Source organism: Paenibacillus radicis (ex Xue et al. 2023) (assembly GCF_024722015.1).
In the GTDB taxonomy this organism is placed as follows: domain Bacteria; phylum Bacillota; class Bacilli; order Paenibacillales; family NBRC-103111; genus Paenibacillus_S.
In genome coordinates this window covers 173,044-188,393 of the sequence record NZ_JANQBD010000015.1, presented here as the reverse complement: position 1 = coordinate 188,393, position 15,350 = coordinate 173,044, and the positions used below count along the sequence as shown (strand labels likewise).

Here is a 15,350-nt window from a genome sequence, read left to right as displayed (position 1 = left end):
TGGCCTCCTGCTCTCTTTCCCCGATTCCGGTTACAGTTATTTATTTAACCGAGAACCGTTCCAGGCGTCAATTGGCCGCCCCGTGCAAACTGCCCGGCGTCCATCGCCTTCTTACCGGCAGGCTGGAGCTCTGTAATGGTCAGCAGCCCTTCTCCCGTTTCTACCTGTACGCCTGCTTCGCTCACAGCAACGACAGTACCTGCAGCCCGCCTCGCTCGTCCGGCAGATGCATCAATGGAATCCGGCTTTGCGCAGGACCAGATTTTCAATACATCTCCGTTCCATATTGTATAGGCACCTGGACGCGGATTTAACCCACGCACCTTGTTCCAGATGGATAAAGCCGGCTGATTCCAATCAATTAGCTCCTGCTCACGGCTTATATTCGGTGAATAAACCGCCTCCGCATCATTCTGTGCTACTGCTTGTACATCGCCTGCCAGAAGCTCCGGCAGCGTCTCCTTTAACAGCTGAGCTCCTGCGATGCTAAGCTTATCAAACATAGAGCCCGTTGTGTCCGTATCCTCAATGGGTACCTCCACATGGCTAATCATGTCTCCAGTATCTAATCCTTCTGCCATGTACATGATAGTCACACCCGTCACCGCATCACCGTTCATGACGGCATAGTGGATCGGTGCGCCTCCGCGGTACTGAGGCAGTAAGGAGGCATGAATATTAATGCAGCCCAGCTTCGGAATGTCCAGCACGGCCTTGGACAATATTTGCCCATATGCTGCAGTCACAATTAAATCAGGCTGCAGCGCTCTCAATGCCTCAACCGACTCAGGACGGCGCAGCCGCTCCGGCTGAAGCACGGGAATACCGTGCTTCTCTGCAGCCGCCTTAACCGGTGTAGGAGTCAGAATCCGCTTGCGGCCGACAGGTCGGTCTGGTTGAGTCACAACCCCGACCACCTGCACCCCGCTTTCCAGCAAAACAAGTAAAGAAGGCACGGCAAATTCCGGCGTGCCCATAAAAACTACTCTCATGCTTCACCGCCCTTAGGGTCAACCCGGTATACCTTATCAGCTAGGTCTGTATACAACACCCCGTTCAAATGATCCACTTCATGCAAAATGCATCGTGCCAGCAGCTCCGTACCTTCTACGACGATTTCATTGCCGTCACGGTCGAGTCCTTTCACAACTACCCGAAGCGCACGGCGAACATCACCGTTCATACCAGGAATGCTCAAACAGCCTTCAGGACCAAACTGCTCACCTTCGGTTTCGATGACTTCAGGATTAATCAACTCGATCAATCCCTTCTCATCCCCAACATCCATTACAATAACACGTTTAAGGATGCCGATCTGCGGCGCAGCCAAGCCTACACCTTCCGCATCATACATCGTATCGGCCATATCATTCAGAAGCTTATGGATGTTTGAGTTAATTTTGGTTACAGGCTTGCACTTCTCACGCAGAACTGGATCGGGATCCTTTACAATAATTTTAATAGCCATTTATTAACACACCTTTCTTTAGAGACAAAGCTCAATAAAATAAATTTTTATGAATAAAACAAATAATAGATTCTCTTAAAAAGAGTTAAGCTTTACATCAATACCTGCGGATCAACATCGATACTAATCGTCAGCTTGTGCTGTCTCTCCACATCTTCAAACGATGCGACAGCTTGCTGTACAAGACCCGAAATGGAAGCTTCACCCCGATATTTTATCATGCATTGGAACCGATATCTATCCTTGATGCGGGCAATTGGCGATGCCACAGGGCCCAAAATTTCAATCGGGAGCGGAGCCAATGATTGGGCAAGCTCCTTCAGCCTTGCTGCCAACGCTTCTGCCGTCCTCATAAGCAAAGGTATTTGTTCATGCGATAAAGTGATCAAGATAAGCCGATGAAATGGCGGATATTCATGGAATTTACGAAGCGTCATTTCTTTATCCTTAAAACTGTTGTAGTCATGTCTGCTGGCGCTAATAATGCTGTAATGCTCCGGCGCATACGTTTGTACATACACTTCCCCTGGCAGCTCATGCCGTCCAGCCCTTCCTGCTACCTGCGTAAGCAATTGGAATGTCCGTTCTGCAGCACGAAAATCGGGCAGGTTAAGCACCGTGTCAGCCGCTAATGCTCCCACCAATGTAACATGGGGAAAATCAAGTCCCTTAGCTACCATTTGCGTACCTAAGAGAAGATCAGCTTGACGGTTGCCGAACATGGTCAACCATTTCTCATGGGAGCCCTTCTCGGTTGTTGTATCTACATCCATACGGATTACCCGGATTCCGGGGAACAGCTTGCTCAATTCTTCCTCCACTCGCTGTGTGCCTGTGCCAAAGTGACGGATATGCTCGCTGGTACAGCTTGGGCAAACGGTCACCTCACGTTCAGCATAACCACAATAGTGGCATCGTATGGCGCGCGAGCTTTGGTGATAGGTTAAGGAAATATCACAATGAGGGCACTGCGCGACATATCCGCATGTGCGGCACATCACGAAGGTCGAATATCCGCGGCGGTTCAGCAGCAAAACTATCTGCTCTTTCTTGTGTAACCGTTCTTCAATCGCTTTATACAAGGAACGGCTGAACATCGAGCGGTTTCCCTCCCGAAGTTCTTCTCTCATATCAATGATATGCACACGAGGAAGGGGACGCCCCTCAACGCGATTATTCATGGTTAGCAGCTCGAATGGAGCTGCCTGCTGTTGAATAGTGCCACTCCATGCGGCTTGGGAGGTTGTTGCAGCTGTAATAGAACCTCTCGCTGCCGAATCGGATTTGGCAGCTGCAGTATAGCTATTTCCAGTTGCCGTCGACATTTGCTCCAAAGCTCTATCCGAATTCTTTCGCATCGTCCCATACATACTTTCAAGCGATGGTGTAGCCGAGCCTAGCACTACTACAGCCTGATGCTGTCCAGCACGAGCAACGGCTACATCGCGTGCGTGATATTTGGGGCTCTCCTCTTGTTTGTAAGAGGATTCATGTTCCTCATCTATGATAATCAACCCGATTCGGGTAAAAGGGGCAAAGATAGCCGAGCGCGCACCAATTACAACGCTCACCTGCTTGAGCATTATTTTGCGCCATTCATCGTATCGCTCACCAGGAGATAGTCGGCTGTGTAATACAGCTACCAAATTGCCGAAGCGGCCTTTAAACCGCTCAACCATTTGTGGCGTCAAGGAAATCTCAGGAACCAGCACGATTGCCTCGCGGCCTTGATCCAGACAGGTTTGAATCGACTGCAGGTATACCTCCGTCTTACCGCTTCCAGTAACTCCCTGCAGCAAAAATACTTGATGCCTGACATCCAGAACAGCCTGTGAAATTCGATCGAATACTTGCTGCTGCTCCGGCATTAACGGCAGTGGTTCCGTTCTGCGAAAGTAACGCTCCGCGTAGGGATCACGGAACACTTCAACCTCTTGTATATCCAGCCAGCCTTTATCCGCCAATCCTTTGACTGTGCTCGCGCTGATGCTAAGCTCATTTAAAAGCTCACTAAGCTTAATCGGGTATGGCCGTTCCGCAAAGTATTGAAGCACTTCCTTCTGCTTAGCCGATCTTCCCGGCAGCTGCTCCGCCCATTCCAATAGCTGCGATGGCTCCTCATGGGGAATAACCGTCAATATCTTTTTGGTAGCCATCCGGTCTTTGATCAGCTGAACCTCAACTAAAGTACCCTCCAGCATCAGCTGCTTTACGGAACCACCGTCTGCAGCGAACTTTTGCAGTAAGGTTTCGATTTCTACCGATCCCTTTTCACGGACATAGCTAATGATTTCATCCTGCACCGGCAGCAACATCGAATGTTGGCCTATGGTGTGCTTTTCATCATTGCGCTTACCAGCCATAGTATCCGAAATTTTCACATGCCGTTCGTACTTCGCCTTTAAAGCACCAGGTATCATCGCCTGCAGTGCCGTAATTTCGTGGCATAAGTACGTGTTGCTTATCCAACTGGCTAACTCAACCAGATCAGGTGTTAAGGGCGGGTACAAATCCATTACTTCAGCAATCGGCTTCACCTTGGCCGGGTCGTAGTCCACATGATCCTGCAATCCGACAACGAACCCTTGCAGCTTCCTTGGGCCAAAAGGGACGCCTACCCGGCTGCCAACCATAACCCATTCTCGCAATTTCTCCGGTATAAAATAGTCAAACGCGCGGTTTGTTTGTTTTGCAGGGACATCCACAATGACTTTTGCATACATCATTAGTTCGTCCCTTCTCCCTTCGTAGTCCGTTCAGCAATGAGCGTTAACAGTTCTCGTGCTACACCCTGTTTAGTCATGATAGGCAGCGATTTTACCAAGCCATTCTTATCGTACAATCGGACGACATTCGTATCTGTTCCGAAGCCTGCGCCTTCCTGCGTAACATCGTTGGCTACAAGCAGATCACAATTTTTCTTCAACAGCTTGCCCATCGCATATTCGTCGATACGTTCAGTCTCGGCTGCAAATCCTACTAAGTATTGATGCTTTTTCATCCTGCCAATGGTTTGTAAAATATCTTCATTCTTGACCAAAGTAAGGGTCATTTCTTGTTCATTTTTTTTAATTTTTTGCATTGCACGCTCCGCAGGCCGATAATCGGCTACAGCTGCAGCTTTAATTACAATATCGGAATCAGGGAATCTTTCCAAAACAGCCTCCAGCATGTTCTGCGCAGATTCAACATGGATTGCCTTCACACCTTCGGGAACCGGCAAAGAAGCCTTTCCAGTCACAAGTGTTACCTCCGCCCCCATACTTCGTGCGGCTTCCGCAATCGCATACCCCATTTTACCAGACGAATCATTGGTTAAATAGCGGACAGGGTCAATTCGTTCAACCGTTCCACCTGCGGTAACCAACACTTTTTTGCCGCGCAGCTGCCCTTTCTCCATAAAAAAGCGGTGTATCGCTTCTACAATCTGCTCTGGCTCCTCAAGCCTTCCCTTGCCAACATATCCGCAAGCCAATTGTCCAGTTCCCGGCTCCACAAATAACACCCCGCGTCGGGCCAAAGTTTCCATGTTGGCCTGGACTGCGGGATGGGCGTACATATGGACATTCATCGCCGGAGCAACAAGTACTGGAGCTGTTGTTGCCAAGAGGGTTGTGCTTAACATATCATCGGCCAAACCATGCGCCATTTTGCCAATTATATTGGCCGTAGCCGGAGCTACCACAACAAGGTCCGCACGATCCGCCAAATCAATATGGGATACAACGGAAGCATCCTTTTCATCGAATGTATCCACAATCACATCGTGTCGAGATAGTGTTTGAAAGGTTAGAGGTGCTATAAAACGGGTGGCGGATTCGGTCATGATGACGCGCACATCAGCCCCTGCTTGAGCCAATTTACTACAAATTGCAGCTGCTTTATAAGCAGCAATTCCCCCGCTAACGCCAAGAACGATAGTTTTATTTCGAAGCATTCCCTTTTCGCCCCCAATTGTCGAGAAAAAAATAACAACCACAAGGGTTGTTGGTAGAACAGCTTACTTTACGATTTCTTTGGTAGGAAGCTTCTCGTAAGAGATATGCTCCTCATAAATCTCTTCCAATGCAAGTCCTACATTCTTGTACGAAGCTCTGTTACGAACCTCCGTTTTTGCTCCATCACGCAGCAATCTTGCACGCTTTGCCGCGGCAACAACCAACGAATATTTGCTATCCACTTTATCTAACAGCTTGTCAATTGAAGGGTATAACATTTATTTCACCTCTGCCATCCATTGTTTTATTTTACTTACGACTTTGTCCTTGCGGCAATGCTCAGCTACTATAATCGATTGGATACTTGAGCAAGCATGCTCAACATGATCGTTAACAATAGCATAATCATAATGCTCCATCATGCGAATTTCATCCATGGCTACTGACATCCGGCTGCGGATCGCTTCCTGTGATTCCGTTCCCCGCCCAATGATACGGCTTTCTAACTCATCCATTGACGGAGGCAGCAAAAATATGAACACACCTTCTGGAAACGACTTCTTTACTTTCAAAGCGCCTTGAACCTCAATCTCCAGAATAATATCCTTGCCGGAGTTTAGAGTATCCTCAACAAACTTACGAGGTGTTCCGTAATAATTACCAACATATTCAGCCCATTCCAAAACTTGATTATCTTGGATCAACTGCTGAAATTGTTCCCTTGTCTTAAAGAAATAATTCACGCCATCCACTTCACCCTCACGAGGAGCACGTGTCGTAGCTGAAACCGAGTAGATTAAATCAGGTGCACATTCCCGAAGTGCTTTACAAACCGTACCTTTACCAACTCCGGAAGGTCCTGATAATACAATCAAAATCCCCTTGTCACTACTCGTCATGATCATCGTCCTTATTGGAAAGTCGATGCGCCACCGTCTCAGGCTGTACCGCAGATAAAATCACATGGTCGCTATCGGTTATAATCACTGCTCGGGTGCGGCGTCCATAAGTCGCGTCAATCAACATGTGACGATCGCGTGCTTCTTGTATGATCCTCTTGATCGGCGCCGATTCCGGACTAACGATAGAAATGATCCGATTTGCGGATACAATATTACCGAAACCGATATTAATAAGTTTGATAGCCATCTATTTTCCTCCCACAGGCTTTGCTACAACAAAGCCGCCTCGTAAGCATTCATTAGCTTTCATTAGCCTTCTATTCGATATTCTGAATCTGCTCTCTCATCTTCTCCAGCTCGGCCTTCATTTCCACGACAAGTGCTGTGAGACCGGCATGGTTTGCTTTAGATCCGATTGTGTTCACTTCCCTGTTCATTTCCTGTACAAGAAAGTCTAATTTTCTCCCAACCGGCTCCATAGAGTCCAGCAGCTGTTTGAATTGTTGAAGATGACTTTGCAGACGGGTTATCTCTTCATCCACATTGGCCCGTTCGGCAAATACCGCAACCTCTGTAGCTAAACGCGCCTCATCAATAACGGTTTGCTGCAGCAGCTCCTGAATGCGTAAACGCAACTTAGCTGTGTAATCCAGCACGGCTTGAGGAGCCAATCGTTTGGTTTGCTCAAGAAAGGATTCCGTAGCTTCAATCCGCTGCAGAGTGTCCGCATATAAATGGCTGCCTTCCGTTTCACGCATATGAAGAAGCTGTGTAACCGCAATGCCTACGCACTCTTTAAGCGCAAACTCAATTTCCTCTTCCGTAACTTCGACCGTTTCCTTAATGGAAATCAAATCAGGGATACGCAAGTAGTCCTTCACTTCCATCACTTCATGCAGGCCAAATTTGTCCTTCAGCTGCTCAGCCGCCGAGCGGTAAGCTTCTGCTAAAGTCCAATTCAGCTCTGCCGTTTGATTCGCTGCAGAGCTGCGTTCGATCGTTACGAACAGATCTGCACGTCCTCGTTTGATCCGCTCCAGAATGGTGCGTTTAAGTAAATCCTCATACTTTAACCATTCGCGGGGCATCCTTACAATGACTTCACAATAGCGATGATTGACCGATTTCAGGTCCATTTGCACGCTATAGCCAGCAAAGGCGCGGTTTGCTTGTCCGAATCCGGTCATACTGCGAATCATCGCATTTTCACATCCATTATCCTATATTAATTCATTTTGCTAGTGGGTACAAGTGGAAATAGCTCTCCCCGACTTCTCCCATACATAATTTGTCAGCTGGACGGTCATCTCATAAGAGAGAAAAGGTGTCATCAGATAGATTCCGTTAAAATACTTCATCGCCGTATCCAAAAGCTCCTTGGCGATCTGCACGCCCATTGCCCGGCCTTCCTCACCCTTCAAACCGCTCATACGCTGGCGCACCTCATCGGAAAGCTGGATGCCCGGTACTTCATTATGCAAATATTCCGCATTGCCCCCGCTAGCCAGCGGCATAATGCCGATAAAAATAGGAATGCTTAAATGTTTCGTCGCCTCGTAAATTTTCTCAATCAACTGAGCATCATATACCGGCTGTGTCATAATATAGTCCGTACCTGCTTCTATCTTCCGTTCCAGTCTTTGCACGGCTTTATCCAGATGCTTGACGTTAGGGTTAAACGCAGCGCCTACAATAAAGTTCGCTTGTTTCTTGAGCGGCTTGCCGGAGAAAGCTACCCCTTGATTCAGCTGCTTGATCATACGGATAATCTCGAATGAGGTCAAATCATAGACAGAGCTCGAACCCGGCAGATCGCCAAATCGCGCTGGATCTCCTGTTACAGCGAGCACATGATCAATTCCAAGAGCATGCAATCCCATCATATGGGATTGAGTCCCAATCAAATTGCGATCACGGCAAGCAATATGAATCAACGGACGTAATCCTGTCTGCTCTTTTACCAAATAACCGAGAGCCAAATTGCTCATTCGAGTTACAGCCAATGAATTGTCTGCCATAGTCAAAGCGTCGACTTTTGCTTTTTTAAGCGCGTGTGCGCCCTTCATAAATTTCTCAATATCCAAATCGCGTGGCGGATCCAGCTCCACAATAACCGTATGGCGCTGCTTCACCAAATCGATGATATTAGGCTCAACCGCTGCATTCGTTATTTCATCAACCGATTTTGCTACCGATTCACGTTGAGGCAGCTCAACTACCCCTGTTGACTGCGACTCATTAACCAAGGCGGTCGGATCCGGTGTATACATAGCAATCGCCTTCGACATCGCAGCAATATGCTCAGGCGTAGTTCCGCAGCATCCGCCTATGATACGCGCTCCCAGATCAGCGAATTTCAGTGCCGTTTCCGCAAAATATTCCGGCGTTGCCGCATAGGTAAAGCGACCATCGACATAATCGGGTATACCTGCATTAGGGAAAATAGAATAAGGCAATACGTCGCCTGCTGCAGCTACTTTTTCAAGTGAACGTAAAAGGCCGTTAGGACCGCTTCGGCAGTTAAAGCCAACAACATCAGCACCATTCTGCTTCAGTTTGGCAAAAGCATCATGCAGCGTAACGCCATCTTGTGTCGTCCCCGTTCCTTCCGTAGCGAACTGGCATATAACCGGTAATGAACTGAGCTTGCGTATTATTTTTAGAGCGAGCAGCAGCTCCTCAAGATCATAGAATGATTCCAATAACAGCCCGTCCACTTGCGTGTCCAATAAAATCTCAATTTGTTGACGCAAATCTTCTTTTATTTTGACAGTTCGAAAATTTTTGCGCATTCCTGCACGAATGGAACCAATTGCCCCCACGACATAAGCATCGCTGCCTACTGCTTTGCGAGCCAAATCAACGCCCGCGCGGTTAATAGCCTCAACATTCTCTTCGAGTCCGTACTTGGACAGCTTCTCGCGGTTAGCGGAGAATGTATTTGTTTCAATTAATCTTGCGCCCGCCTCATAATAACGTTTATGAACATCCGCTATTACATCCGGCTTTAACAAATTTAATTCCTCATAAGATATACCTACAGGAAATCCCATCTGATACAAGTATGTCCCCATGGCCCCATCACCAATAATAATTTGCTGGCGGAGCGCTTCCCTCAAATCAAGCTTCATCCTCTACCGTCCTGCCTTCCCTTTTCATTTACACCACAAGGTTAAACGGCTGTTCATTAGCAATAGCTGGCGAAACAACCCAACTTCGCAACGAGCGCGTTTTATTAGTCAAGAATACCCGTATACACCTGCTCGGCAGGCCCAGTCATATATACATGGTTGTCAGCCTCGCTCCATTCGATAAACAAATCTCCACCTTTTAATGAAACGGTGGCTATTCTATCGGACAATCCATTCAACACAGATGATACCAAAGTAGCGCAAGCGCCCGTCCCACATGCCAAGGTTGGTCCTGCTCCACGTTCCCACACCCGCATATCCATAGCGTCTCGTGATTTGACTGTCGCAAATTCAACGTTCACTCGTCTCGGAAACAACGGATGTACTTCAAGCTTCGGTCCCCACACTGCAAGATCGATTGCCGCTGCGTCCTCTACATAAATGACACAATGCGGATTCCCCATCGAGACAGCGGTAAAGTGAAATACTCGTCCAGCCACTTCAATAGGATAGTTCAGCACTTGCTCCTGATCGATAGTAGTAGGTACCAGCTTTCCTTGAAGCACGGGCTCTCCCATATCAACACGAACGGCAGTTACTTTGCCATGCGATACAGTAAGCTGTACCTGCTGTGCGCCCGCTCCCAACGTCTCGATAGATAGCTCGGTTCGAGAGGAATCAATAAGATTATGCTCGTATATATATTTAGCGACGCAGCGTACCGCATTGCCACATTGTTCGGATTCCGATCCGTCTGAATTAATAATACGCATTTGGTAATCTGCTTTATCTGAAGGCAATATATAGACTAAACCATCAGCTCCGATGCCAAAAAAACGGCTGCATAATTGAACGGCGAGCTCGCTTGAGTTCGACGGCAGCTCGCTTTCGCCCGCAACGACGATAAAATCATTACCTAACCCATGCATTTTTGTAAAATTCATGATCTCTCCCGCTTTCAATCATTCTAGAGTTCCTTTTGTTTAGCCACTATCATAACGCAAAACGAATAGCATGCATAGTTTTTCCGCAAAATTTTAACCGATATTCCCGGAAAATGCAAAAAGCCCGCGCTCATGGGTTTTATTCCCCGGCACAGGCTGTTGTTGATTATCTGGTTATAGGTTTTGCGTTACCGTAATGAATAGGCTTGCGTTTGGCAGGCTTGCTCATGACACTGCCGATACCCATCAGGAACGTTGGAATTCCAGCAAACACAAGCACGATAATCCAATCCTGCCAGCCGAGCGGAACCGTTTTGAATATCGGCTGCAACTGTTTGATGTAAAGCACAGCTAGCATGAGCAGCAATGAGGAAATGACTGCTAATACTAAATAACCATTTTGCAGCGGATTGCGATGAAAAATCGAACGGGAACTGCGGCAATCAAACACATGAATCAGCTGAGCCATAACTAATGTAGCAAAAGCAACGGTTTGTGCATGAACCAATGTGTCTGAGTCGCCATTAGGTCCCTGGTACAAGACAATCAAGAAAGCCGCAAGCGTGCACAGACCGATTAATATACCCCGGCTAATAATTTTCCAGCCCAGACGGCGGGCAAATATGTTTTCTCGTGCCCCTCGCGGCTTCTGCTGCATCAAATCCTTCTCAGCTTGATCGACGCCAAGAGCCATGGCGGGAAGACCATCGGTCACCAGGTTTACCCATAAGATTTGGATTGGGATAAGCGGCAGCGGCAGCCCGGCCATCATGGCCAGAAACATAGTCATAATTTCTCCAACGTTGGAAGCAAGCAGATAGCGTATAAATTTACGAATATTTTCGTATATACCGCGCCCTTCTTCAATGGCTGCAACAATGCTCGCAAAGTTATCATCGCTAAGCACAAGAGCTGCCGCTTCCTTGGTTACGTCTGTTCCGCTGATGCCCATCGCGATGCCGATATCAGCCGCTTTAATGGCCGGAGCGTCATTCACGCCATCACCTGTCATTGCAACTACGTGCCCTTTGCGCTGCAGCGACTTCACTATCCTCAGCTTATGCTCCGGTGAAACCCTAGCGTATACGTAAGCATCCTCCACACGATCATCCAGCTCATCATCACTCAGCTGATTCAGCTGCTGCCCATTTAATGCCAACCCGCCGCTTGGAGGCAAAATACCGAGCTGCTTTGCAATCGCTTCAGCCGTTCCCTGATGATCTCCTGTTATCATCACCGTTTTGATACCTGCCTTGCGGCATTTGGAGATAGCATCCCGCACTTCTTTGCGGGGAGGATCGATCATCCCTGTTAATCCGATGAAGACAAGCCCCTGTTCAACGTCATCCTCATCTGTAAAGCTGTCGGTTACCTTCAGATCGCGATATGCGAGACCCAACACCCGAAGTGCATTTTTGGCCATGCCTTCATTTGCAGCAAGCACCTTTTGCTTCAACGTCGTAGTGAACGGAATCACCTTATCGTCCCATAGGACGTAACTGCATTTGTGCAGCAGCAAATCAGGCGCTCCTTTGGTACAAACCATCCGGCCGCTTTGATGCTCAACCAGTACGGTCATCCGCTTCCGTTCCGAATCGAACGGGAATTCTCCTATCCGGCTGTACTGCCCACCAAGCAGCTGTTGGGTCGCTCCCGCTTTGGCTCCAAGCACAACCAGTGCCCCTTCGGTTGGATCTCCTTTGATGTTCCAACTGACTGAAGGCTCCTCGGTCGCCTGCTTCTTGCGTTTGGCCTCCCCCTTTTCTTCAACCAGTACGGCGTTGTTGCAAAGCACCGATACTTGCAGCATCCGGTTCAGCATCAAATTGTTGTGGATGTCCACTTGGCTGCCGCTGCTTAGAATATCACCGCGAGGGTCATATCCATCGCCGGTAACCTCCAACACATTGCCTCCCAGCCACAGATGGGTTACTGTCATTTTATTTTGCGTCAGTGTGCCAGTCTTGTCGGAGCAGATAACCGATGCACAGCCGAGAGTTTCAACGGAGGGCAGTTTGCGCACGATTGCTTTTCTCTGAATCATCCGCTGTACACCCAAAGCAAGCGCAATAGTGACAATGGCCGGTAATCCTTCCGGAATAGCTGCAACAGCTAAGCTGACTCCAGCCAGGAACATACCGTAAGGCTCCTGTCCGTGGACGATACCTGCTATGACGACAACTACAGTTAAGGCTAGCGCAACGATAATTAATATTTTCCCCAGCTGCTCTAAACGATGCTGGAGCGGTGTTTCCATGGACTCTGTGCTCTGGATTAAGTCAGCTATTTTACCCATTTCCGTATTCATACCGGTGCGTACAACGATGCCTCTGGCAGTACCCCGCGTAATCATAGTGCCCATAAAACCGAGATTTCTTTGGTCGCCGAGTGGCACTTCCTCATTGTGAAGCGCATTCGTATGCTTATTGACAGGCACAGATTCTCCCGTTAAAGCAGATTCCTCCGCATAAAGACTGTTCGCGTCAATAAATCGAATGTCTGCCGGAATCCGGTCCCCGCTCTCCAGGAGGACAATATCCCCAGGTACTAGATCCCTTGCAGGAATTTGATATAGCGTACCCTCTCTCATTACCTTTGCATGCGGAGCGGACAATTCCTTTAATGCACGAAGTGAGCGCTCTGCCCGGAATTCCTGAACGAAGCCAAGAATCCCATTCATAATAATTATGGCGATAATCGTCACCGCATCCAAATATTCACCCAGCAGCCCTGAAATGAGTGTAGCGCCCATCAGCACCAGCACCATAAAATCTTTAAACTGATTCAAAAATAAAGCGATCGGCGATATTTTTGCCCCTTCGGATAATTCATTGCGACCATGCTCGTCCATACGCTTCTGCGCTTCTTCTGACGACAGCCCTTTTGACGGATGAATTTGCTGCGATTGCAAAATCTCCTCCGCCGTCATCTGATACCACTTTTTCTGACTCATCTGCTCATTCCCTCCCAAAAGGATCAAACAACCTCTAGAAATAAATGTATTCAGACAAGCTAAAAAATAGCACAATAGAAGGAATGGGATCGCAGACTTAAGTTTTTGCCGAAAATATGGCATGATAGAGTATATCTTCTTAAGCCCTTATCTAAACTAGAATTTGAATGGAGTTGGAACCAACATGTCGTTTGACGGTCTAGTCGTCCACAGCCTCGTGCAGGAACTGCAGGCCTGCGTGGGCGGCCGAATTAATAAAGTGCATATGCCATCAGGCAATGATATTGTATTGCAGCTTCGCGCTCAAGGCAGCAATGTAAAGCTGCTTCTGTCCGCGAATCCCACATACCCTCGTGTTCATGTAACTGAACAAACCTTTACTAACCCTATGGAAGCTCCGATGTTTTGCATGCTGCTTCGAAAGCATTGTGATGGCGGCGTCATCGAAAGCATCACTCAACCGGGGCTGGAGCGGGTCATCCGACTTCAAGTACGTCAACGTGACGAAATTGGTGATGTCAGCAGCAAAGTCATCATTATTGAAATTATGGGACGGCATAGCAACATTATTCTGGTTGATCCTGCAACAGATACCATTATTGACGGCATTCATCATGTAACGCCAGCGATCAGCAGCTATCGGATTGTCATGCCAGGAAGCAGGTATACCACCCCACCTGAGCAGTACAAAAATCATCCGTTTCTTGTGGATAAGGAGCGCTTCATCACTCTGCTCACGCAACCGCCAGCAGAGGCTCCGCAAGAAGAGGATGTTTTAAAAAGCTTGAATAGCCTTGGCAAAGCGGCACCACAAACGATCAATGAAGAAACATGGGAACAGCGTCTTGTTGCCCGATTCAGCGGCCTCAGTCCGCTCGTAGCCAAAGAGCTTGTATATCGCACGCAGTATCCTTTAACAGTGGCGAACACTCCCGAAGCAAACGCAGCGCTCTTGTGGGAGCCATTCCATGGGCTTATGGAAAATCTCAAGCAAACCAGCGGAGAACCTCACATTTGCGAGCAGCCTGATACAGCGAAGCAAGCGTTCTCGATAGTAGAGCTAACTCACCTGAATGGTGAGATCAGGCGGTATTCTTCTGTGAGTGAATGCTTGGAAGCCTTTTATGGAGACAAGGCTGAACGGGATACCGTCAAGCAGCGGGTATCCGATTTATTGAAATTTCTGCAAAATGAGCGCAACAAAAATGCGAAAAAAATGGAGAAGCTTCAAGAAACCTTGGAGGAAGGCCAAGATGCGGATAAGTTTCGAATTATCGGAGAGCTGCTGACCTCCTCTATGCATCTGGTTCAGAAGGGTGATAAACAGATCGAAGTTATTAACTATTACGATGAGGAGCAGCGCCCAATCTTTATTACACTGGATCCGCTGCTCACACCTTCGGACAATGCTCAGCGTTATTTCAAAAAATATACTAAAAGTAAAAACAGTCTAATCGCGGTAAAAGAACAGCTTCTGCAAACCCAAGAAGAAATTCTTTATTTGGACAGCCTGCTCCAGCAGCTTGGCACCGCTTCGCTCAGCGATATTGAGGAAATTCGTGAGGAACTGATCGAGCAAGGATATATTCGCGACCGCAGCAAAAAAACACGGAAAAAGAAAGCCAATCAGAAACCGCTGCTATCCTGCTTTACTTCTAGCGAGGGAATTCCCATTTATGTTGGGAAAAACAATACGCAAAACGAGTATTTAACAAACCGGCTGGCCCAATCCGCAGATACTTGGCTGCACACAAAGGATATTCCCGGCTCACATGTAGTCATCCGCAGCGTACAATTCGGTGAGGCAACTCTCCATGAAGCGGCACAATTGGCGGCGTATTACAGCCAAGCCAAGTCATCAAGTCTTGTGCCCGTGGATGTAACAATGATCAAGCATGTCCGCAAGCCAAGCGGTGCCAAGCCTGGATTTGTCATTTACGATCACCAGAAGACATTATTCGTAACACCGAATACTGAAGAAATCAAACAAATGCCTGTAAGCATCAAATAACAG

12 protein-coding genes are annotated in these 15,350 nt (G+C 47.9%); 1 reads left to right on the top strand and 11 read right to left on the bottom strand.

Annotated elements, in window-relative coordinates:
- Positions 1-44 precede the first annotated feature (44 nt).
- From fmt to NV381_RS20740, 11 genes are all read right to left on the bottom strand, one after another.
- The gene (fmt, locus tag NV381_RS20790) at positions 45-992 is read right to left on the bottom strand and encodes a methionyl-tRNA formyltransferase (protein ID WP_258215197.1); all 948 of its coding nucleotides are present in this window, start codon (positions 990-992) and stop codon (positions 45-47) included.
- On the bottom strand, positions 989-1,468 hold the full coding sequence (def, locus tag NV381_RS20785; RefSeq protein ID WP_258215196.1) for a peptide deformylase: 480 nt from the start codon (positions 1,466-1,468) through the stop codon (positions 989-991). The genes fmt and def overlap by 4 nt, the downstream gene beginning before the upstream one ends.
- A 92-nt stretch (positions 1,469-1,560) precedes the next feature.
- Positions 1,561-4,191: a primosomal protein N' gene (priA, locus tag NV381_RS20780; protein ID WP_258215243.1), complete on the bottom strand. Its 2,631-nt coding sequence runs from the start codon at positions 4,189-4,191 to the stop codon at positions 1,561-1,563.
- A 2-nt stretch (positions 4,192-4,193) separates the two neighbouring features.
- Positions 4,194-5,405: a bifunctional phosphopantothenoylcysteine decarboxylase/phosphopantothenate--cysteine ligase CoaBC gene (coaBC, locus tag NV381_RS20775; protein WP_258215195.1), complete on the bottom strand. Its 1,212-nt coding sequence runs from the start codon at positions 5,403-5,405 to the stop codon at positions 4,194-4,196.
- 63 nt (positions 5,406-5,468) lie between these two features.
- Entirely contained in the window at positions 5,469-5,684 is a 216-nt protein-coding gene (gene rpoZ, locus NV381_RS20770) for a DNA-directed RNA polymerase subunit omega (protein WP_258215194.1), read from the bottom strand.
- Positions 5,685-6,305, bottom strand: a complete 621-nt coding sequence (gene gmk / locus NV381_RS20765; protein ID WP_258215193.1) for a guanylate kinase — start codon at positions 6,303-6,305, stop codon at positions 5,685-5,687.
- Positions 6,295-6,555, bottom strand: a complete 261-nt coding sequence (gene remA / locus NV381_RS20760) for an extracellular matrix/biofilm regulator RemA (RefSeq protein WP_009672664.1) — start codon at positions 6,553-6,555, stop codon at positions 6,295-6,297. The genes gmk and remA overlap by 11 nt, the downstream gene beginning before the upstream one ends.
- 70 nt (positions 6,556-6,625) lie before the next feature.
- The gene (locus NV381_RS20755; RefSeq protein WP_258215192.1) at positions 6,626-7,507 is read right to left on the bottom strand and encodes a YicC/YloC family endoribonuclease; all 882 of its coding nucleotides are present in this window, start codon (positions 7,505-7,507) and stop codon (positions 6,626-6,628) included.
- A gap of 39 nt (positions 7,508-7,546) precedes the next feature.
- On the bottom strand, positions 7,547-9,439 hold the full coding sequence (locus NV381_RS20750; protein WP_258215191.1) for a bifunctional homocysteine S-methyltransferase/methylenetetrahydrofolate reductase: 1,893 nt from the start codon (positions 9,437-9,439) through the stop codon (positions 7,547-7,549).
- A 104-nt stretch (positions 9,440-9,543) separates the two neighbouring features.
- On the bottom strand, positions 9,544-10,383 hold the full coding sequence (dapF, locus tag NV381_RS20745) for a diaminopimelate epimerase (protein WP_258215190.1): 840 nt from the start codon (positions 10,381-10,383) through the stop codon (positions 9,544-9,546).
- A 166-nt stretch (positions 10,384-10,549) separates the two neighbouring features.
- On the bottom strand, positions 10,550-13,336 hold the full coding sequence (locus tag NV381_RS20740; protein WP_258215189.1) for a calcium-translocating P-type ATPase, SERCA-type: 2,787 nt from the start codon (positions 13,334-13,336) through the stop codon (positions 10,550-10,552).
- 184 nt (positions 13,337-13,520) lie between these two features.
- On the opposite strand from NV381_RS20740, the gene NV381_RS20735 reads away from it, so the two are divergent.
- Positions 13,521-15,347 carry an Rqc2 family fibronectin-binding protein gene (locus NV381_RS20735; RefSeq protein WP_258215188.1) on the top strand — a complete coding sequence of 609 codons (1,827 nt, stop codon included), beginning with the start codon at positions 13,521-13,523 and terminating at the stop codon, positions 15,345-15,347.
- The last annotated feature ends 3 nt before the right edge of the window (positions 15,348-15,350 follow it).